This is a genomic window from Yoonia sp. (genome assembly GCF_017854565.1).
Taxonomy (GTDB): domain Bacteria; phylum Pseudomonadota; class Alphaproteobacteria; order Rhodobacterales; family Rhodobacteraceae; genus Yoonia.
In genome coordinates this window covers 126,984-146,879 of record NZ_JAFMHJ010000002.1, presented here as the reverse complement: position 1 = coordinate 146,879, position 19,896 = coordinate 126,984, and the positions used below count along the sequence as shown (strand labels likewise).

The following is a 19,896-nucleotide window of genomic DNA, read 5'->3' as shown; positions in this document are numbered from 1 at the left end:
TGGAAACGTTTGATGTCGGTCAAGAACAGTGGCGACCGCAAGAATACGCCGTCATGCCTGGCGGTACGCCGGGCCGCCCTTAATGCGGTGACCTCATGTTGACCGCCCAAACCTATCACCCCCATAGCCACGGCACGCCTGCGGACCATATTGCGCTGACCTATGCGGATCGCCTGTTGCGTCGCAAGGTGCTGACGCTGGCCTCCGGCACCAAGTTGCTGGTGGATCTGCCGCAGGCGACCTCGCTGGATCATCATGGGGTGCTGGTAACGACGGGGGGGGCTGAAATCCGGATCGTCGCCGCCGATGAACCGCTTATGCGCGTCACGGGCGATTTGGCGCGGCTGGCGTGGCATGTGGGCAATCGGCATGCGCCTTGTGCGGTGGAGCCCGGTGCTTTGGTCGTGCAGCGCGAAAAGGTGATGCGCACGATGTTGGCGCAGTTGGGCGCGACTGTGGTGGATTTTGACGGGCCGTTTACGCCCGAGGGTGGGGCCTATGGTCATGGGCGCACGATGGGCCACGACCATAGCCATGCGCATGAACACTGAGCATCTGATGACGCTGACGCAGTGGCTGTCGCCTGCCTATCCGGTGGGGGCGTTTGCATGGTCGCATGGGTTGGAACGGGCGGTGGGGCGGGGAGACGTGACCGATGCGGATGGGCTGTTGGATTGGCTGACCTGTGTGCTGGAACATGGGGCCGGGCGATCGGACGCGATATTGCTGTGTGCCGCGCATGGGGCCGATGATGTCGCGCCGGTCGCTGCCTTGGCGGCGGCTTTGGCCCCATCGCGCGAACGCCGGATGGAAACCTTGCAACAGGGCGCCGCCTTTGCTGCGACAACGCGCGCGGTTTGGGGGCTGGACCTGCCCGATATGGCCTATCCGGTGGCCGTGGGCCGGGCGGCGGGATTGCTGGGTGTGCCGATGGTGCCGACAGCGCAGGTCTGGCTGCAAAGCTTTGCCAGCAATCTGGTGCAGGCGGCGCAACGGCTGATGCCGTTGGGCCAGACGGCGGGACAGCGCGTGCTGTCTGGGTTGTCGCCGATCTGTGCGCGCATCGGTGTGATGGCCGCCGAGGCAACGCTGGACGACATCGGTGCGGCGACTTTTGCAGTCGACATCGCATCAATGCAGCATCCCGCGCAATATTCGCGTATCTTTCGGTCATGACGATTCTTATCACCATCATATTGCTGTTGATCGCGGCGACACATGCACTGTGGGGCCTTGGCATCTGGTTTCCGGTCCGCACGGAAGAATCGCTTGCCCATGCTGTTGTCGGCGCCAAAGGGGTCAGCCGCATGCCGGGGCCGATCCCTTGTTTTCTGGTGGTGGCGGCGCTTGGCATTGTGATCGCCGCGCTTTGGATGCCGCCATGGGCCATCCGTTCTGCCATCTTGTGGATTGCCGTTGTGATGTTTTTCCTGCGCGGCTTGATCCCCTATCTCAAGATATGGCGGCGGCTGGCATCCGAAGAACCTTTTGCCAGCTATGATCGCAAATACTATGGTCCCTTGTGTCTTGCGCTGGGTGCCGGGCTGGCCTTTGTCACGTTGGGAGTTGCCTGAATGTCACCGCATGGCCCTTTGCGCGTCGGGATCGGCGGCCCGGTGGGCGCGGGCAAGACGACCCTGACGGCGGCGCTGGCGCGTGCGCTGAAGGATCAGATCAGCCTGGGCGTGATCACCAACGACATCTATACTCAGGAAGACGCCGAAGCGCTGATGCGCATGCAAATCCTGCCCGCTGATCGGGTGATGGGGGTTGAAACCGGTGGCTGCCCCCATACAGCGATCCGCGAGGATGCGTCGATCAATCTGGCAGCCATTGCGGAAATGCGCGCCCGGCACGCCGATCTTGAACTGATCTTGATCGAAAGCGGCGGTGACAATCTGTCGGCCACCTTCAGCCCCGAATTGGCGGATGTCACGATTTACGTGATCGACGTGGCCGCAGGCGAAGAAATCCCGCGCAAAGGCGGCCCTGCGATCACGCGGTCAGATATTCTGGTGATCAACAAGACCGATCTGGCGCCCTATGTCGGTGCCTCGCTAGATGTGATGGCCCGCGATGCCGCCCGCATGCGGGGCGATTTGCCGGTGGTTTTTGCCAGCCTGCGGCACGGCAAGGGCGTGGATGACGTGATTGGCCTGCTGCGCGCGATAGGCGGGCTTTAGTAGGTGGTCCAAAGGTCGATTTTCAGCGCCCCGCCTTCGTCGCCGGTCAGCGCCTTGATCGCGCCGACGCTTAGCCGGTAGCGGTCGTTGAAGCCAAAGCTGATCGCAGGGTTGATCTTGGCGTAATAGTCGTTGTCGAACCCCTGACCGGTCTGCAATTGCACGCTGGCGGTCCAGCGGTCGCTGATGTTGTAGCCCCATGTCATATCCACCTTGGGCCGAAAAATCGCGTCGTTCGTGCCGAAGGTGGCAGTCGCATCGACGGCCAGCCAGCCCGTGTTCAGTCCGCGCCCCCATGACAGCCCGCCGCGCAGCAGTTTTTCAGCCGGATGCAGCGGATCGGCCCGCGCCCCAAACGCCAGATTTGCCGCGAAACGGTCGCGCCCCGTGGTGTCGCCCAGCGGAAAGCTGGCAAAGACGAGCCCGGTATTGATCCGGCCCCGGTCGGCGGTGTGATAATCCAGCCCGATCGTCACCAACTGCGTCAGCCCATATTCGGCATAGAACGTGGGGTCGTAGTTCACCGGCAGTTCAGCCCCGTCCGACAGCAGGAAATTGCCGCCCGACGCGACGAACCACTGCCCCTTTTCGCGCGACCACGCCCCACTGACCGCAGGTCCGGCAATGACGAAAAAGCATAAAAACGCAGCGACAATACGCATGACAACACCCAGGAAACCCCGCGCAGCTTGCCCTGCCGATGGTTAACGCGCAGTTAAGACTGATTAATCGACATTGCGCAGGAGAGGTGTAAATAATTTGACGCCTCTACTGCGGCAAAGGTGTTAAGATTGACAAAACGCACGGCGGATTGCGCCAACCGCTTGGATTCCCGGCCAATCTGACCATGATGTGCGGCGGAGGACGCGCGGGCAAAGGTTCGTGCGACAACGACATCACCAAGGGGGGACACGCCATGACCGACCAACCAGCCGGAACCTATCCGCCATCTGCCGAAATGATCGCAGGGGCCCATGCCGACAAGGCCAAATACGAGGCGATGTATCAGGCCTCGATCACGGATCCCGATGCGTTTTGGGCCGAACATGGCAAGCGCGTTGACTGGATCAAGCCGTTTACCAAGGTCAAGAACACCAGCTTTGCCCCCGGCAATGTCGCTATCAAATGGTTCGAGGACGGCACGCTGAACGTCAGCGCCAATTGCATCGACCGGCATCTGGCCGACCGTGCCGATCAAACCGCGATCATCTGGGAACCCGATAGCCCAGACGAGGCGGCGCTGCATATCACCTATGCCCAGCTGCATGAAAATACCTGCCGCATGGCCAACAGCCTCAAGGAACTGGGCGTCGGCAAGGGCGACCGCGTCGTGCTTTATATGCCGATGATCCCCGAAGCCGCCTATGCGATGCTGGCGTGCGCCCGGATCGGTGCGATCCATTCGATTGTCTTTGCAGGATTTTCCGCCGACGCGCTTGCCGCGCGGATCAGCGGATCACAGGCCAAGGTCGTGATCACCGCCGATGGCGCGCCACGCGGTGGCCGTGTCACCAAGCTCAAGGATAGCGTCAATCAGGCGCTGATCAATGTCATGCACGACTGTAAATGCCTGTGCGTGCGCCGCACCGGTCAGCAGATCGCATGGCGTCCAGAGGGCGATTACTGGTTCCACGAAATGGCCGAAAAGGTCAGCGCCGATTGCCCGCCCGAGGAAATGAACGCCGAAGATACGCTGTTCATCCTGTACACCTCCGGCTCGACCGGGATGCCAAAGGGCGTTGTCCATTCCACGGGCGGTTATCTGGTCTATGCCGCGATGACGCATGAATATACGTTCGATTATCATCAGGGCGACGTGTTTTGGTGTACCGCCGATGTGGGCTGGGTCACGGGGCACAGCTATATCGTTTATGGCCCGCTGGCCAATGGCGCCACGACGCTGATGTTCGAAGGTGTGCCGACCTTCCCCGATGCGGGTCGGTTCTGGCAGGTGTGCGAAAAGCACAAGGTGAACCAGTTCTACACCGCCCCCACCGCCATTCGTGCGCTGATGGCCCATGGTACGGCACCCGTCGAAAAATACGACCTGTCTGATCTCAAGGTGCTGGGCACGGTCGGTGAACCGATCAACCCCGAAGCGTGGAATTGGTACAATACCGTCGTCGGCAAAGGCAAGGTGCCGATCGTTGACACATGGTGGCAGACCGAAACCGGTGGCCATCTTCTGACGCCGCTGCCGGGTGCGACGGCAACCAAACCGGGGTCCGCGACGCTGCCGTTCTTTGGTGTGCGACCCGCGATCCTGGAGCCGACAACAGGCGAAGAGATCACAACGACCCAAGCCGAAGGCGTGCTGTGCATCAAAGATAGCTGGCCCGCACAGATGCGCACCGTCTGGGGCGACCACGAGAGGTTCGAAAAGACGTATTTCTCAGACTACAAGAACTACTACTTCACCGGCGATGGCTGCCGCCGTGACGCGGATGGCTATTACTGGATCACGGGCCGTGTCGATGACGTCATCAATGTATCCGGTCACCGGATGGGCACCGCCGAAGTCGAAAGCGCGTTGGTCGCCCACGCCTCTGTCGCCGAGGCCGCGGTCGTCGGCTATCCCCATGATATCAAAGGTCAGGGCATCTATGCTTATGTCACGTTGATGAACGGAGAAGAGCCTTCGGACGCGCTGCGCCAAGAGCTGGAAAAATGGGTCCGCACCGAGATCGGCCCGATTGCCAAGCCGGACCTGATCCAATGGGCGCCGGGCCTGCCCAAAACGCGGTCAGGCAAGATTATGCGCCGCATCCTGCGCAAGATCGCCGAAAATGACTTTGGCGCGCTGGGCGACACATCAACCCTGGCCGACCCGTCGGTGGTGGATGACCTGATCGAAAACCGGATGAACCGCGCCTGAGGCAAGGGTTTGAAGTTATAGTGCTTTAAGGCGAGTTTTTTTTCAGCCTCGCTACTTGGAGTTTTATATTTTGTTCATATCTGTAATTAGGATGTTGTTACGGCGTCCCACTTATTGTTGAATTTTATCAGGAGAAAAATTATGAGCAAAAACACCCCAGAAAATGGACCAAGCAAAACTGGCAAAGAGTCTGGTGTAGGCCGAGGCAATAATCCACCGGGTGGCGGCAAGGGCAAGTAAGCTCACGGTGCAATCTCTCATCATACGATTTTCGTAGCCTTGGCCGATCGACCGCTGGTCGATAGCACTACGAACCGGGGCTGAGGCCGCGTTCTGTGATGAAAAGAAGGGCCGCGCAGTATTATGTGCGGCCCTTTTCTTTGACCCGCTCCGTTATGTCGCGTGACGCCGGATTTATCAAACGACTGCGGTGCAGCGCCTTATTTGGGAATTCGTGCGAATCTCTGGACCTGCGGGGTGATACGGGGCGTAATGCGCGTATGAATGCATTTTTTCAGGATCGTCTCAAGGCCGCGCTGATGGTGATCGCGTTGGTTGGGCTTGTGGTGGGGCTGGGGCTTTGGGGGGCCGGGTTGCCCGATGCGGCAGCGCTGGTTTGGTCTGCTGGCACCCTGCCGGTGCTGGCGTCGCTGATCTTTGACATCATGCGCAGCCTGCGCGCGGGCGAAATCGGGATTGATATCGTGGCGGTGCTGTCGATGTCGGCGGCGCTTTTCTTTGGTGAAACGCTGGCCGCAGCGGTCGTGGCGGTGATGTACGCCAGCGGCACCTTGCTCGAAAGCTTTGCCGAGGGGCGCGCCCGCCGCGAGATGAGCGATCTTTTGTCGCGCGTCCCGCGCACCGCGACGCGCCACCGCGACGGCGCCTTGGATGAGGTGCCGTTGGACGCCATTGAACCCGGTGACCTGCTGCTGATCCGGCAGGGCGATGTGGCGCCCGTGGACGGCACGTTGGTCAGCCAGAGCGCGCTGCTGGATCAGTCCGCCCTGACCGGCGAGGCGATGCCCGTGCGGCTGGACCACGACCAGGACGTGATGAGCGGGGCGACCAACGCAGGCGACGCCTTTGACCTGCGGGTGACCCGGCGCGCGGCGGATAGCACCTATGCCGGGATCGTCCGGCTGGTCGAGGCGGCCGAGAAATCAAAGGCGCCGATGGCCCGGCTGGCGGATCGGTATTCGTTGGTTTTCCTTGGGGTCACGGTGGCGCTGGCCACCGCCGTTTGGTGGTTTACCGGCGATCCGATCCGCGCGGTCGCCGTGCTGGTCATCGCGACGCCGTGCCCGCTGATCCTTGCCGTGCCGGTGGCGCTGGTGGCTGGGTTGTCACGGGCGGCGCATTTCGGGGTGCTGATCAAAGGCGCCAAACCGCTCGAGGCGCTGGCGCGTATTCAGACGCTGATCCTGGATAAAACCGGCACGCTGACCGATGGCCGCCCGCAGATCGTCTTGATCGAGACATGTGGCGCGCAGACCCAGGACGAGGTGCTGTATTTCGCCGCCGCCTTGGATCAGGCCTCCAAACACCCGATTGCGCGGGCGATTGTCGCGGCGGCACAGGCGCGCGACGTGGCCTTGCCGGCCCCGACCCACGTCGTGGAAACGCCGGGTGATGGCGTTGTGGGCATGGTCGATGGCCGCAAGATTGTGGTGGGCGGCGTCGGTTTCGTGACAGCGCAGCTTGCCACGACCCAAGCCCCCGAAATCATGCACGAACCCGGTGCCGTGACGGTGGCCGTCGCGGTAGACGGACAACTGGCGGGGCATCTGGTGATGGCCGATGCGCTGCGGTCGGGCACGGCCGCGCTGCTGTCGGGGCTGCGCGGTGCCGGGATCGGGCGGATATTGCTGGCAACCGGCGACAGGCGCGCGGTGGCAGACGCGGTCACGGATGGGTTGGGGCTTGACGGGGTGCGGGCCGATCTGACGCCAGATCAAAAGGTGCTGCTGGTCCTGACGGAACGCAAGAACGGCCCGGTGATGATGGTTGGCGATGGCGTCAACGACGCCCCCGCGCTGGCTGCTGCCGACATCGGCGTGGCGATGGGCGCGCGTGGCGCTGCCGCCTCGGCAGAGGCCGCCGACGTCGTGTTGCTGGTTGATCAGCTTGACCGCCTGCTGCCGGGATTGCAGATCGCCCGTGGCGCGCGCCGGATCGCGATGCAAAGCGTCGTTGCCGGGATCGGCCTGTCGGTGGCCGGGATGATCGCCGCCGCGTTGGGCCATCTGACGCCGGTAGAGGGCGCCATTCTGCAAGAGGCGATTGATGTCGCCGTGATCTTGAATGCGCTGCGCGCGCTGCGGATCCGCCCGACCACGCTGTCCTAGCTGTCTTTTGCCGGCGCGGCGTCGCCTTTCAGCAGCTTCACCTCGCGCTGGGGGAACGGGATGGATATGCCATTTTCGGCAAAGGCATCCCAAAGCGCCAGAAACACATTGCCGCGGATATTGGTCAACCCGCCGGTGGGGTCCGTGATCCAGAACCGCAGGATATAATCCACCGAGCTGTCGCCAAAGCCGACGATATGGCAAACGGTGGGCCGCGATTTCAGCACGCGGTCCACGCTTTGGGCCGCCGCAATCGCGATGCGCCGCACGTCGTGGGGATTATCGCCGTAGGACGTGCCAAAGTTGATATCAAGCCGCACAAAATCGTTGGAATGCGACCAGTTCACCACTTGGCCGGTGATCAGGTCTTCGTTCGGGATCAGGTATTCTTTGCCGTCGCGCGTCACGACCGAGACATAGCGCGCACCCAGCGAATTGATCCAACCAAAGGTTTCGCCAAGGCTGATGACGTCACCGGGCTTGATTGATTTGTCCAGCAGGATGATCACACCGGACACAAGGTTCGACACGACCTTTTGCAGACCGAAACCAAGGCCGACACCGATGGCACCGGACAGCACCGCAAGCCCCGTCAGGTCAATCCCAAGCGACCGCACCCCAATGAAAAATGCAGCACCGTAAAACGCGATCTGCGCACCTTTGACGATCAGCACCTGCATTGAGGGGCTGATGTCTTCGTTGCTGCGCACACGGGCTGCCGTGGTATTGGTAAAGAACCGTGCCGCCGTGATCAGCACGCCAAGAACGACCAGCGACTGGATCAGCAACAGCAGCGAAAAACGGATATCGCCCATGGTGAAACCGGCACTGTCAAGCAGCCGTTCGGCCGGATCCAGCAGGCCAAGGATGCGCAGGGTCACATAGGTCCAGGCACCGTACCGCACAAATTTGCGCAAGCTGGGGCTTTTGATCAGCCGGGTCAGGAAAACGACGCTGAGCCACGCAAAGGCCAGCGTGCCGATCAGGCTGAGCAGGTAACTGCGGCTGGGCCATGTCACCTCGCGCATGATATAGATTGCGGTCCAGATCAGAATGACGAAAAAGATCGCGCGCAGCCGTTGGTGGACGACCACAAGGATACGCATCCGCCATTTCGGCCAGTTTTCCCGCGACGCCATCCAGCCTCTGATCCGGGGGCCAAGCACCACACGCAGGATATGCGCCAGCCCCAGCAGCCCGATGGCAATCGCAATCTGATAAAGGTTCCACGTTCGGAACATCGTCGAAAGAAAAATCTGCGCCTGATCAATCAGGGCGGTGCCGATGCTGATCACATGATCCAGCTGCGGATCTTGCGCGGTTTGTCCGATGGCATCTTCAGGGACGGTCATAGTCGTATGGCGTGCCATTTGGGTCCTTGCTATACAAGTCTGGCATCTAGTGTTGCATGGGCCGGGTTGCGCAGGCAAGTCCGCCCGCCGGGTCGGTCATCCCGACCCCGCCGCGCCGTGGTATTTGCCGACACCAGTCCGCCCATGCGATGCAGGGCCTTGCGAGACTCGATTGGCGCGTGTATCTGACGCTGCATGAAACAGGTTTTCGACATGGATGATCGCGCGCGGCTGCCTTGGCGGTTCTTTGGCGCGACTTGCACGATACTTGCACGGGGCTGACGCCCCCCCGTTTCCGCACGCCTACCACCCACTGAAATCTGATACGGGAGTGGACCAATGTCCCCCAAAACACTCTATGATAAAATCTGGGATGCGCATGTCGCGCATGAAGCCGAAGACGGTACCTGCCTTTTGTATATCGACCGCCATCTGGTCCACGAAGTGACCAGCCCGCAGGCGTTTGAGGGGCTGCGCATGGCAGGCCGTACCGTCCGCGCGCCTGACAAGACAATCGCCGTGCCCGACCACAATGTGCCCACGACGCTGGACCGCGCGAACGCGGCGACCATGACCGAAGACAGCCGCATTCAGGTCGAAGCGCTGGATACCAACGCCAAGGAATTCGGGCTGCACTACTACCCGGTCTCCGACGTCCGTCAGGGCATCGTGCATATCGTCGGTCCCGAACAGGGCTGGACCCTGCCCGGCATGACCGTCGTGTGCGGTGACAGCCACACCGCGACGCACGGCGCATTCGGCGCATTGGCCCACGGTATCGGCACATCCGAGGTCGAACATGTGCTGGCGACGCAAACGCTGATCCAGAAGAAATCGAAAAACATGAAGGTCGAAATCACGGGCAAACTGCGCCCCGGTGTGACGGCCAAGGATATCACCATGTCCGTGATCGGCACCACCGGCACCGCGGGCGGCACCGGCTATGTCATCGAATATTGCGGCGAAGCGATCCGCGATCTGAGCATGGAAGGCCGTATGACCGTCTGCAACATGGCGATCGAAGGCGGCGCGCGTGCAGGCATCATTGCGCCTGACGAAACGACCTATGAATACTGCTTGGGCCGCCCGCATGCGCCCAAGGGCGCGCAGTGGGAAGCCGCGCTGACATGGTGGAAGACCCTGTTCACCGATGAAAACGCCCATTTCGACAAGGTCATCACCCTGAAAGCCGAAGACATCGCGCCGGTCGTCACATGGGGCACGTCGCCCGAAGACGTGCTGCCGATCACCGCCGTGGTGCCCGCCGCCGACAGCTTTACCGGCGGCAAGGTCGGTGCGGCGCAACGTTCGCTTGACTATATGGCCCTGACGCCGGGCACCCCATTGACCGACATCATAATCGACACGGTCTTTATCGGGTCCTGCACCAATGGCCGGATCGAAGATCTGCGCGCCGCCGCCGCGATCCTGAAGGGCAAAAAGAAAAAGGACGGGCTGCGTGCGATGGTCGTGCCCGGTTCGGGCCTTGTGCGTGCGCAAGCCGAAGAAGAAGGACTGGCGCAGATTTTCATCGACGCCGGTTTCGAATGGCGTCTTGCGGGCTGTTCCATGTGCCTGGCAATGAACCCTGATCAGTTGGCACCGGGCGAACGCTGCGCGGCCACATCCAACCGTAACTTCGAAGGGCGGCAGGGCCGGGGTGGACGCACCCACCTGATGTCACCCGCGATGGCCGCCGCTGCGGCAATCACAGGCAAACTGACCGACGTACGGGAAATGATGTAATGCAAAAATTCAACAAACTCAGCGGCATTGCCGCGCCGATGCCACTGGTCAATATCGACACCGATATGATCATCCCCAAGCAGTTTTTGAAAACCATCAAACGCTCGGGCCTTGGCGTGAACTTGTTTGACGAAATGCGGTACGATGACGACCGCAACGAAATCCCTGATTTCGTCCTGAACAAACCACAGTACCGCGAGGCGCAGATTTTGGTCGCTGGCGAAAACTTTGGCTGTGGATCGTCGCGCGAACACGCCCCTTGGGCGATCGCGGATTTCGGGATCACTTGCGTCATCGCGCCGTCCTATGCCGATATTTTCTATAGCAACTGCTTTAAGAACGGCATCCTGCCGATTGCCCTGCCGCAAGAACAGGTCGATGTGCTGATGATGGACGCCGAAAAAGGCGCCAATGCCCGGATCGAAGTGGATCTTGAGGCGCAGACAATCACGTCATCCGACGGCGAGGTTTTCACCTTTGACATAGATCAGTTCAAAAAGCATTGCCTGATGAACGGCCTTGATGACATCGGGTTGTCGATGGAAAAAGTGAAATCAATCGACAGTTTCGAAGCACAGGCCGGGGCCGAGCGTCCCTGGGTCTAAGCGTCTGAAAATAAATGTATCTGGCGGGTCGGTCGTGTCCTGCCAGACACAAGCTGACAATATTTCCACCTAAACTTGCATTACTCCGGACGGCTTGCAATCATCAAGACGTTCCTTGCCGCTCTGCGGCGAACCTGTTGCGAAAAAGCGCGTATTGGCTGTAGCGATGTGGTGGGCGTCCGATCCGAATATGGTTGCATTCGCGCACCACTCGGGGCGCAAACCATTGGACAAGTTGCACCGGCATCCTACGATAGTTGAATGGTTGCGATAAATTAGGCATTTCTTGCAATCAAGGGCTGCGGGGCAGCTGTTGGGCATTGCACGACGGGGTATCGGGCACACGGCATTCGGCGTGGCCTTGGATGAGGATAAATTCGGGTGTTGTTTCGACTGCCAGGGGCGATCGCGCGCGCGGTGCTTGTCGTGATGTTGATCATCATGCCATCCGTGCTTTTGCCGGGCCAGACGGACGATGGCACACAGGTCGTTGCGCTTGTGTCGATCTTTGCCGCGTTGTTCGCCATTGTCGAATACAGTGCCAACAGCCCCAGTCTGGTCGAATTCCGCGATGCGCCGCCGTTCAACCGGGTGCGATTTTCCGCATTGTTCGCGACTGTTCTCAGCCTTTCCATGATCTTTCGCAGCAGCGTCGCCCCGTCGGACATAACCACCTTTTTCCAGCAAAGCAGCGAACAAATCGGTCGGGCGATTGATTTCCCGTATTCTCCGGTGCGGCTGATGGTCTTGATGCTGCCCGACAATGCCAACCCCCGGATTGTCGAACAATTACGTGACGCCGCAGGGCTAAGTTATCTGATCTCGCTCTTGTCGATCATGTGGTTTGTGATCTTGTTGCGGCTTCAGCAATGGCCACGGCGCGGGGGCGCCTTCAACGTGTGGATCAACCTGCCCACGTTTGACCCGACCGCGGGCGGTGACGTTGTCAAACGCCTCAACCGGGATGGACGTATTAACGTTATATTAGGGGTTCTGCTGCCATTCCTGATCCCGGCGGTCATCAAACTGGCGTCGCTGATCGGTAGCCCGATCCGGCTGGATGACCCACAAACGCTGATCTGGACGGTAACAGCATGGGCCTTCTTGCCAGCAAGTATTCTGATGCGCGGCGTGGCCCTGACCCGCGTCGCCCAGATGATTTTTGTGCAGCGTCAAAAAGCATACGCCAAAGCCGGGGCCGATGGTGCGTATCTGGACTGATCCTGTCCTGCCTGCCGTTATGCGCGGCGGCCGATACCTACCGCATTGCCACTTTCGCAGCCGCGCTCAGCCGTGATGGACCCGGCCTGCTGTTGCGCGATGTGATCAAAGGGGACGATCCGCAAATTGCAGCGGTCGTGGCCATTGTCACGCAGGTGGCCCCGGATGTGCTGCTGCTGACCGAATTCGACTATGATCTCGATGGCTTGGCGCTGGCTGCATTTGCCGATCAGTTCGGTGATCTTTACCCCTATCGTTTCGCGCTGCAACCCAACACGGGGCGCGCCACGGGGCTGGATATGGACCGGAACGGGCGCTTGGGCGAAGCCCGCGATGCGCAGGGCTATGGTCGGTTTGTCGGGGATGGCGGTATGGCGCTGCTGTCACGCTTTCCCGTCGATGGCGGGGCCGTCACCGATCTGTCCGACGTCTTGTGGCGCGATCTGCCGGGGGCCGTCCTGCCGCAGGTGGATGGGCAGCCGTTCTTGCCCGATGATGTCTTGTCAGTGCAAAGGCTGTCCACCACGGGGCATTGGATTGTCCCTATCATCCCGCCGGGCCAGCCACCCTTTGCACTGCTTGCCTTTGCCGCAACCCCGCCGGTTTTTGATGGGCCGGAGGACCGCAACGGCCTGCGCAACCGCGATGAACTCCACCTGTGGGAGGTGGTACTCGATGGTGGCTTTGGCGCGGCCCCCGATCCGTTTGTAATCGTTGGCAACGCCAATCTTGATCCACTGGATGGCGCGGGCGACAGTGCCGCGATGGCCGCATTTCTTGGACGTCCGCAGCTACAAGACCCCTTGCCGGGCCGCGATACCGCAGATTGGCCCCAAGACGGGCCGGGAAACTTGCGGGTCAGCTATGTCCTGCCATCGGCGACATGGCAGATCACCGATGCGGCGGTCGTCCGGCCTCTGCCCGATGTGGCCGCCGGGCCGCATCACCTTGTCTGGGTGGACATCCGTCGCTAGGCGCGCATACCTGCGGTTTCACGCATCGCGCCAGCCGTCGGGTGGGCGGGGGATATCCTTGGTATCTTGAACCTTTTGCCCTGAACCGCTAGGCCGTGGGGAACCAATTCAACCAAGGACGCACAGCATGTCAAACCCCTCCCTTTTGATCCTCGCCGGTGACGGCATCGGCCCCGAAGTCATGGATGAGGTGAAGCGGATCATCACGTGGTTCGGTGACAACCGCGATCTGGCCTTTGACGTCTCCGAGGATCTGGTCGGCGGTGTCGCTTATGACAAGCACGGCACGCCACTGACCGATGAAACGATGGCCAAGGCGCAGGCGGTAGATGCGGTGCTGCTGGGCGCGGTGGGTGGCCCGAAATACGACGCGCTTGATTTCAGCGTCAAACCCGAACGTGGCCTGCTGCGCCTGCGCAAGGAAATGGACCTGTTCGCCAACCTGCGCCCGGCGCAGTGTTTTGACGCGCTTGCCGACTTTTCCAGCCTGAAGAAGGACATCGTTGCCGGTCTCGACATCATGATCGTGCGCGAACTGACATCGGGCGTGTATTTCGGCGAACCGCGCGGCATCCACATGGAAAACAACATGCGCGTGGGGATCAACACCCAGCGCTACACCGAAGCCGAGATCGAACGTGTGGCCCGTGCCGCCTTTGATCTGGCGCGCAAACGCAGCAAGAAACTATGTTCGATGGAAAAGGCCAACGTCATGGAAAGCGGTATCTTGTGGCGCGACGTCGTGACCGAAGTGCACGAGGCCGATTATCAGGACATCGCACTGTCCCATATGTACGCCGACAACGGCGCGATGCAGCTGGTGCGCGCGCCCAAGCAGTTTGACGTCATCCTGACCGACAACCTGTTTGGCGATATCCTGTCGGATTGCGCCGCCATGCTGACCGGATCGCTGGGCATGCTGCCTTCTGCGTCGTTGGGGGTGCCGATGGCCAATGGGCGGCCCAAGGCGATGTACGAACCTGTGCACGGCTCCGCCCCCGATATCGCCGGTCAGGGCAAGGCGAACCCGATCGCGTGCATCCTGTCGTTCGCCATGGCGCTGCGCTATTCCTTTGATCAGGGCGCCGAGGCAGACCGTCTGGAGGCCGCGATTGAAAAAGTGCTGGCCGATGGCGCCCGTACCGCTGACCTGATGGGCCCAGAAGACGGCACGCCGCTGTCTACCGTGCAGATGGGCGACGTGATTTTGGCCGCGCTCGACGCGTCACTTTGATGTATTGACGACAGTGGGCGCGCATGGTGGCGCCCACCGTTTACTGATCTGCGTGACCAGACTACCGCCCGCCGGCTGTCTGGGCCAGCCAAGGACTTGCGAATTGCTGCGTTGCAGCATACATCATTCGACATCACCCCGCAGCGGGTTTTCATCTGGGGGTGTGCCCACCTGAAAGGTCTATTCCTCATGTCACCTAACGTAAAAGGCGCTGTCTTTTCTTTGATTGCTTTTGCGATCTTTGCGACCCATGACGTGGTCGTAAAGGTGTTGGGTGGCATCTACTCTCCGATCCAGATTGTGTTTTTCAGTGTCCTGCTCAGCTTTCCGCTGGCGACTGTCATGTTGATGCGCGACTCCACCCCCGGCACACTGGTCCCGGTGCATCCGTGGTGGATGGCGTTGCGCACGGGTGCGGCGGTGATCGCCGGGGTGTCGGCGTTCTATGCGTTTTCGGCGCTGCCGCTGGCGCAGACCTATGCAATCCTGTTCGCCACGCCGTTGCTGATCACGGTGCTGGCGATCCCGGTGTTGGGGGAAAAGGTGCGCGTGCGGCGCTGGCTGGCCGTTATCGTAGGGTTGATCGGTGTGCTGGTTGTCCTGCGTCCGGGGGAGACGGACCTGTCCTCCGGTCATCTTGCGGCGCTGCTGGCGGCGATCTGCGGGTCGATTGCCTCAATCATCGTCCGCAAGATCGGCACGGATGAACGCCCCGTGGTGCTGTTGCTTTATCCGATGGTGATCAACTTTGTGATCATGGCCTGCCTGCTGCCGTTCGTGTATCAGCCGATGCCGATCGAACATCTGGGCATGCTGGGCTTTATCGCGGTCTTTGCATGGGTTGCCAGCCGTCTGATCATTGCAGCCTACCAGTCAGGCGAGGCGGCAATCATCGCGCCGATGCAATACAGTCAGATCATCTGGGCCACGGGTTTCGGCCTGCTGTTTTTCGATGAAGCGATTGATCGGGGAACCGCGATCGGGGCCGGCATCATCATCGCAAGCGGCTTGTATATCGTACTGCGCGAAAGCCGCACGGGCGCGTCGGAAAATACGCCGGTGCTGCGCAACCGTTCGCGCACCGAAACGGGGACAACGCCCCGTGTCAGCCTGTTCATGCGCATGGCGGGCAAGGTGCCGCCGGATCACTGAATAATCACGTCCGGTCTTCGGGTGGGGCAAAACTATGCGCATTGGCACGTCCCCAGCGTGCCTTGTAGCCATGGTCTGCCGCCATCGGGTCCAGCAAGAACCCCAGCGGCAAATCGGGATAGACATCCGCCGCTTCGGTCATCTGACCGTCCGCCTTGCGTGCCATAAAGTGATAAGGCCGGAAACCACAGGGATCATCCAGACCGGCCGCACCTGCCATTTCACCCAATGCTTTCAGCGTATTGGCATGGAACCGCGCAACCCGCTGGCTTTTGTCGACGACATTCAGCGCGCGCTGGCGCAACGGGTCCTGGGTGGCCACGCCCACCGGGCAATGGTTGGTATGACAGGCCTGCGCCTGAATACAGCCAATCGCGAACATATAACCGCGCGCCGAATTGCACCAATCTGCCCCCAGTGACAGCGCCCGCGCGATATCAAAGGCGCTGACCAGTTTGCCCGCCGCGCCGATCTTGATTTGGTCCCGGATGCCTGCACCGCGCAGGGTGTTGTGCACAAACGTCAACCCTTCGACCATTGGCATGCCGACATGGTTGGCAAATTCCAGCGGAGCCGCACCCGTGCCGCCTTCGGTGCCATCCACCACGATGAAATCGGGAACAATCCCGGTTTCCAGCATCGCCTTGACCATGCACATGAATTCACGCCGGTGCCCGATACAAAGCTTGATACCCACCGGTTTGCCCAGCGACAGATCGCGCAACTGGCCCAGAAACCGCATCATTTCCATCGGCCCCCTGAATGCGGGATGTGCGGCTGGTGACACGCAGTCGATGCCCATCGGGACGCCGCGCGCCTCGGCGATTTCTTTGGAAATCTTGGACGCGGGCAGCATTCCGCCATGGCCCGGCTTGGCGCCCTGGCTGAGTTTCAGTTCGATCATCTTGACCTGATCGCTGGCGGCCTGCTTGGCGAACTTATCGGGCGCGAAACTGCCGTCGTCGTTGCGGCATCCGAAATAGCCCGACCCGACCTCGTAAATCAGATCGCCCCCCGGTTCGCGGTGGTAGCGACTGATCCCGCCTTCGCCGGTGTCATGCGCGAAACCGCCAATCTTGGCACCTGTATTCAACGCCAAAATCGCATTGGCGGACAACGCGCCAAAGCTCATCGCCGAGATGTTGTAAAGCGATGCGTTATAAGGCTGTTTGCAGTCCGGCCCACCGATCATGACCCGGAAATCGGTGTTGTCAAAATGCACCGGCTGCACCGAATGAGTCAGCCAGCTATAGCCCGCCTGATACACGTTTTCCTGCGTGCCAAAGGGCCGCTTGTCCTCGACGCCTTTGGCGCGCTGATACACCAGCGACCGCTGTTCACGGCTGAACGGCTGTTCGTCCTGATCGCTTTCGATCAGATATTGCCGGATCTCGGGGCGGATACCTTCGAACAGGAACCGCATGTGGCCGATCACGGGATAGTTGCGCAGGATCGAATGTTTGTCTTGCCGCAGGTCATGGACGCCAAGCGCGGTAAGCCCGCCAAAGACGACAAAAACGACCAGCAACCACGGCAGCCAAACCGCCGCGATCAGGCTGCCAACCGTCATCACAGCCACAAAAACAAGCGTGCTATAACGCTCCAACGTCCAAATATCCCGCACGATGTCCCTTTCGATTTTCAGCGACATTAGGGTGCCGCCGCGTGAAGCGAAAGGTCAGAAGTTTGGCGTCACGCCGGGCAAATCCAGCGCACGGATCAGATCGCGCAATTCGTGCCGTGCCGCGACGTTGGAAATGTTCATGCCCTTCACGCCGATATCGCGCAGGTCAAGCAGGGTCAGACCACGCGGGAACAGCTCGCGAAAGATCACCCGTTCGTTGAATCCGGGGGCGGTGCGGAACCCGATCCGCTTGGCCAGCTTGTTAATCGCGCGTTCCATCTTTTCTTTGTTCACCATCGCCTGCGCGCCGACCCGGTTGCGCACGACGACCCAGTCAATCGGCTTCAGCCCGGCTTGGGCGCGCAGCTGCCGCGCGTTCCAGACCATTTCCGAATAGACCGACGGCCCGGTGATTTCTTCGCCATCGCTGTCGACATGGGCCAGCAGATCAAAGTCAATAAAACTGTCGTTCAGCGGCGTAATCAGCGTATCGGCAAGGCTATGCGCCACTTGGCTAAGCCGTGTGTGTGATCCGGGGCAGTCGATCAGAATGAAATCGCTGTCCGCTTCCATCCGCGCGACCGCCATCGACAGCCGGTGATCAAAGGCGTTTTCGCCCGGCTTCAGGTCACCCTGCGCAATCTCGGGCAGTTCATGATAGGCAGGGGTCGGCAGATCAAGACCCTTCTGGTCCAGAAACGCCCGCCGGTTGGTCACATAGCGCCCCAGTGTCTTTTGCCGCAAATCAAGGTCAAGGGTGCTAACCTTGTGCCCCATCCGCGACAGCGCAGTGGCCACATGCATGGATACGGTGGATTTTCCGGCTCCACCCTTTTCATTGCCGACTACGATGATATGCGCCACGTGGCCATCCCCAACACTTTATGCTTTGTGATACCATATATTGTGGTCCGGCCAAGGGAAAGCGGCAGGTGCATGACCGCACGCAATTAATCTCGGCACTTGACACAGCGGCAACAAACCATCATGTGCCAGTCAACCGATGCATGCTGCCGCGTGAGCAGAGCGGGACCCTCAGGGTCAATCGCAAGGCATCGTTTAATTTCAGGTTCCCAGATCACGCAGGGGTCCCGCGCCACATCGGCGCCCGGACAATGCGGTCTTGGCTGTCAGCATATGGCGCAACCTTGCACGGGCTCTTCAGCATTCCGCTGGGGGCCAAATCATATGCGCGGGCCGATGGTCCGCAAGAAAGACAGGATATCCTTCATGGATTTTGACATGTTGGGCCTCGCGCCCCGCCTTATCGCAATTTTGAAAGAACAAGGGATCACCGATCCCACCCCGATCCAGACCCAAGCGATCCCGCACGCCATGAATGGCCGCGATGTGATGGGTCTTGCCCAGACCGGCACCGGTAAAACTGCTGCCTTCGGTCTGCCAATGATCAACGCCCTGATGAAGGCCGGCGTAAAGCCGAACCCGAAATCCGTGCGCGGTCTGGTCCTTGCGCCGACACGCGAATTGGCCAAACAGATCGCCGACAACCTGACCGCCTACACCAAAGGCAGCCACCTGAAGGTCGCCTTGGTTGTCGGTGGCGCGGGCATTTCCGCCCAGATGAAACGCCTTGCGGGCGGTGTTGACCTGTTGGTCGCGACACCGGGCCGTTTGATCGACCTGCTGGACCGCCGTGCGGTGCGGTTGGACGAAACGATTTATCTGGTGCTGGATGAAGCCGACCAGATGCTCGACATGGGCTTTATCCATGCGCTGCGCCGGATTGCACCACTCTTGGCCAAAGACCGCCAGACCATGATGTTCTCGGCGACGATGCCGAAACTGATGGCCGAACTGGCCGACACCTATCTGACCGACGCGGTGCGCGTGCAGGTGAACCCTCCGGGGCAGGCCGTCGCCAAGATCGAACAATCGGTGCATTTCGTGGCCCAAGCCGCAAAAACCGACCTGCTGGTCGAACTGCTGGATGCCCACCGCGATGAATTGGCGCTGGTCTTTGGCCGCACCAAACATGGCTGTGAGAAACTGTATAAGACCCTTGAAAACAAGGGGTTTGCCGCAGCATCCATCCACGGCAACAAATCCCAGGGTCAGCGCGAACGCGCGATCGAGGCGTTCAAATCCGGCAAGGTCCGGGTACTGGTCGCGACCGACGTGGCTGCCCGTGGTATCGACATCCCCGGCGTGCGCCACGTCTATAACTACGACCTGCCGAACGTCGCGGAAAACTATGTCCACCGGATTGGCCGGACGGCCCGTGCCGGTGCCGAAGGTGCGGCCATCGCATTGGTTGCCCCTGACGAGATGATCGAACTGCGCGATATCGAAAAAGCGATGAAGGACACCATTCCTGTCGCATCCGGCCGCCCATGGGAAATTCAGCCGGGTCAGAAAAAGCGGCCCAACGGCGGCGGCGGCGGTGGCGGTGGGCGTCGTGGTGCCGGCGGTGGCGGTGGCGGTGGCGGTGGCCAGCGCGCGGGTGGCAAGCCCGGCGGCGGCGCGGGTAAGCCTGCGGGCGGACGTCGCAACAGCGGCGGCGGCGGCGGTGGAAACCGGTCGCGCGGCGCAAACGCTGCGTAAATCAAACTCTTAAGGCGGGC

17 protein-coding genes are annotated in these 19,896 nt (G+C 60.7%); 13 read left to right on the top strand and 4 right to left on the bottom strand.

Features of this window, described 5'->3' with window-relative positions; all coding sequences use genetic code 11:
* Positions 1 to 95: 95 nt before the first annotated feature.
* The 4 genes from QZ196_RS01955 to ureG are packed head-to-tail and all read left to right on the top strand — an operon-like array spanning position 96 to position 2,183.
* Positions 96 to 551, top strand: coding sequence for an urease accessory protein UreE (locus tag QZ196_RS01955; RefSeq protein WP_296423308.1), 456 nt, complete (start codon positions 96 to 98; stop codon positions 549 to 551).
* Complete coding sequence (locus QZ196_RS01950) at positions 541 to 1,176, top strand: urease accessory protein UreF (protein WP_296423306.1); 636 nt, start codon at positions 541 to 543, stop codon at positions 1,174 to 1,176. The genes QZ196_RS01955 and QZ196_RS01950 overlap by 11 nt, the downstream gene beginning before the upstream one ends.
* Positions 1,173 to 1,574, top strand: coding sequence for a DUF3995 domain-containing protein (locus tag QZ196_RS01945; RefSeq protein ID WP_296423304.1), 402 nt, complete (start codon positions 1,173 to 1,175; stop codon positions 1,572 to 1,574). Before QZ196_RS01950 ends, QZ196_RS01945 begins: the two co-directional genes overlap by 4 nt.
* Positions 1,575 to 2,183, top strand: coding sequence for an urease accessory protein UreG (gene ureG / locus QZ196_RS01940; RefSeq protein WP_296423301.1), 609 nt, complete (start codon positions 1,575 to 1,577; stop codon positions 2,181 to 2,183).
* Here the strand turns inward: ureG and QZ196_RS01935 are convergent.
* Positions 2,180 to 2,845, bottom strand: a complete 666-nt coding sequence (locus QZ196_RS01935; protein WP_296423296.1) for a hypothetical protein — start codon at positions 2,843 to 2,845, stop codon at positions 2,180 to 2,182. The two genes, ureG and QZ196_RS01935, sit on opposite strands and share 4 nt — an antisense overlap.
* A gap of 254 nt (positions 2,846 to 3,099) precedes the next feature.
* Between QZ196_RS01935 and acs the strand changes: the two genes are divergently transcribed.
* Positions 3,100 to 5,058, top strand: a complete 1,959-nt coding sequence (gene acs / locus QZ196_RS01930) for an acetate--CoA ligase (protein WP_296423293.1) — start codon at positions 3,100 to 3,102, stop codon at positions 5,056 to 5,058.
* Between the two features lie 500 nt (positions 5,059 to 5,558).
* Positions 5,559 to 7,406 (top strand): heavy metal translocating P-type ATPase, encoded by a 1,848-nt coding sequence (locus QZ196_RS01925; RefSeq protein WP_296423291.1) that lies wholly within the window; start codon positions 5,559 to 5,561, stop codon positions 7,404 to 7,406.
* Here the strand turns inward: QZ196_RS01925 and QZ196_RS01920 are convergent.
* On the bottom strand, positions 7,403 to 8,758 hold the full coding sequence (locus QZ196_RS01920) for a mechanosensitive ion channel domain-containing protein (protein WP_296423289.1): 1,356 nt from the start codon (positions 8,756 to 8,758) through the stop codon (positions 7,403 to 7,405). The genes QZ196_RS01925 and QZ196_RS01920 overlap by 4 nt on opposite strands.
* Positions 8,759 to 9,097: 339 nt before the next feature.
* On the opposite strand from QZ196_RS01920, the gene leuC reads away from it, so the two are divergent.
* The 6 genes from leuC to QZ196_RS01890 all read left to right on the top strand — a co-directional run bounded on the left by leuC (position 9,098) and on the right by QZ196_RS01890 (position 15,690).
* Positions 9,098 to 10,504, top strand: coding sequence for a 3-isopropylmalate dehydratase large subunit (gene leuC / locus QZ196_RS01915; protein ID WP_296423287.1), 1,407 nt, complete (start codon positions 9,098 to 9,100; stop codon positions 10,502 to 10,504).
* Positions 10,504 to 11,109, top strand: coding sequence for a 3-isopropylmalate dehydratase small subunit (gene leuD, locus QZ196_RS01910; protein ID WP_296423285.1), 606 nt, complete (start codon positions 10,504 to 10,506; stop codon positions 11,107 to 11,109). Before leuC ends, leuD begins: the two co-directional genes overlap by 1 nt.
* A 381-nt stretch (positions 11,110 to 11,490) precedes the next feature.
* Complete coding sequence (locus QZ196_RS01905) at positions 11,491 to 12,330, top strand: hypothetical protein (RefSeq protein ID WP_296423284.1); 840 nt, start codon at positions 11,491 to 11,493, stop codon at positions 12,328 to 12,330.
* Positions 12,331 to 12,431: 101 nt separating this feature from the next.
* Entirely contained in the window at positions 12,432 to 13,304 is an 873-nt protein-coding gene (locus tag QZ196_RS01900) for an endonuclease/exonuclease/phosphatase family protein (RefSeq protein WP_366510939.1), read from the top strand.
* A gap of 127 nt (positions 13,305 to 13,431) precedes the next feature.
* A complete protein-coding gene (gene leuB / locus QZ196_RS01895) occupies positions 13,432 to 14,538 on the top strand; it encodes a 3-isopropylmalate dehydrogenase (RefSeq protein WP_296423283.1) in 1,107 nt (368 codons plus the stop codon).
* A 189-nt stretch (positions 14,539 to 14,727) separates the two neighbouring features.
* Positions 14,728 to 15,690: a DMT family transporter gene (locus QZ196_RS01890; protein ID WP_296423282.1), complete on the top strand. Its 963-nt coding sequence runs from the start codon at positions 14,728 to 14,730 to the stop codon at positions 15,688 to 15,690.
* A 4-nt stretch (positions 15,691 to 15,694) separates the two neighbouring features.
* On the opposite strand, the gene QZ196_RS01885 is transcribed toward QZ196_RS01890, so the two are convergent.
* Entirely contained in the window at positions 15,695 to 17,341 is a 1,647-nt protein-coding gene (locus tag QZ196_RS01885) for an FMN-binding glutamate synthase family protein (protein WP_296423281.1), read from the bottom strand.
* A 27-nt stretch (positions 17,342 to 17,368) separates the two neighbouring features.
* Positions 17,369 to 18,178 carry a division plane positioning ATPase MipZ gene (locus QZ196_RS01880; protein WP_296423280.1) on the bottom strand — a complete coding sequence of 270 codons (810 nt, stop codon included), beginning with the start codon at positions 18,176 to 18,178 and terminating at the stop codon, positions 17,369 to 17,371.
* Positions 18,179 to 18,544: 366 nt separating this feature from the next.
* On the opposite strand from QZ196_RS01880, the gene QZ196_RS01875 reads away from it, so the two are divergent.
* Positions 18,545 to 19,876 (top strand): DEAD/DEAH box helicase, encoded by a 1,332-nt coding sequence (locus QZ196_RS01875; protein ID WP_296423279.1) that lies wholly within the window; start codon positions 18,545 to 18,547, stop codon positions 19,874 to 19,876.
* Positions 19,877 to 19,896: the final 20 nt, after the last annotated feature.

Excerpts from the sequence above, each read along its gene's own strand:
- QZ196_RS01955 (WP_296423308.1), top strand. The coding sequence starts at position 96 with ATGTTGACCGCCCAAACCTATCACCCCCATAGCCACGGCACGCCTGCG.
- QZ196_RS01920 (WP_296423289.1), bottom strand. The coding sequence starts at position 8,758 with ATGACCGTCCCTGAAGATGCCATCGGACAAACCGCGCAAGATCCGCAG.
- QZ196_RS01885 (WP_296423281.1), bottom strand. The coding sequence starts at position 17,341 with ATGTCGCTGAAAATCGAAAGGGACATCGTGCGGGATATTTGGACGTTG.
- ureG (WP_296423301.1), top strand. The coding sequence starts at position 1,575 with ATGTCACCGCATGGCCCTTTGCGCGTCGGGATCGGCGGCCCGGTGGGC.
- QZ196_RS01890 (WP_296423282.1), top strand. The coding sequence starts at position 14,728 with ATGTCACCTAACGTAAAAGGCGCTGTCTTTTCTTTGATTGCTTTTGCG.
- QZ196_RS01945 (WP_296423304.1), top strand. The coding sequence starts at position 1,173 with ATGACGATTCTTATCACCATCATATTGCTGTTGATCGCGGCGACACAT.
- QZ196_RS01950 (WP_296423306.1), top strand. The coding sequence starts at position 541 with ATGAACACTGAGCATCTGATGACGCTGACGCAGTGGCTGTCGCCTGCC.
- leuB (WP_296423283.1), top strand. The coding sequence starts at position 13,432 with ATGTCAAACCCCTCCCTTTTGATCCTCGCCGGTGACGGCATCGGCCCC.
- QZ196_RS01935 (WP_296423296.1), bottom strand. The coding sequence starts at position 2,845 with ATGCGTATTGTCGCTGCGTTTTTATGCTTTTTCGTCATTGCCGGACCT.
- leuC (WP_296423287.1), top strand. The coding sequence starts at position 9,098 with ATGTCCCCCAAAACACTCTATGATAAAATCTGGGATGCGCATGTCGCG.
- QZ196_RS01875 (WP_296423279.1), top strand. The coding sequence starts at position 18,545 with ATGGATTTTGACATGTTGGGCCTCGCGCCCCGCCTTATCGCAATTTTG.
- QZ196_RS01925 (WP_296423291.1), top strand. The coding sequence starts at position 5,559 with ATGAATGCATTTTTTCAGGATCGTCTCAAGGCCGCGCTGATGGTGATC.
- leuD (WP_296423285.1), top strand. The coding sequence starts at position 10,504 with ATGCAAAAATTCAACAAACTCAGCGGCATTGCCGCGCCGATGCCACTG.
- acs (WP_296423293.1), top strand. The coding sequence starts at position 3,100 with ATGACCGACCAACCAGCCGGAACCTATCCGCCATCTGCCGAAATGATC.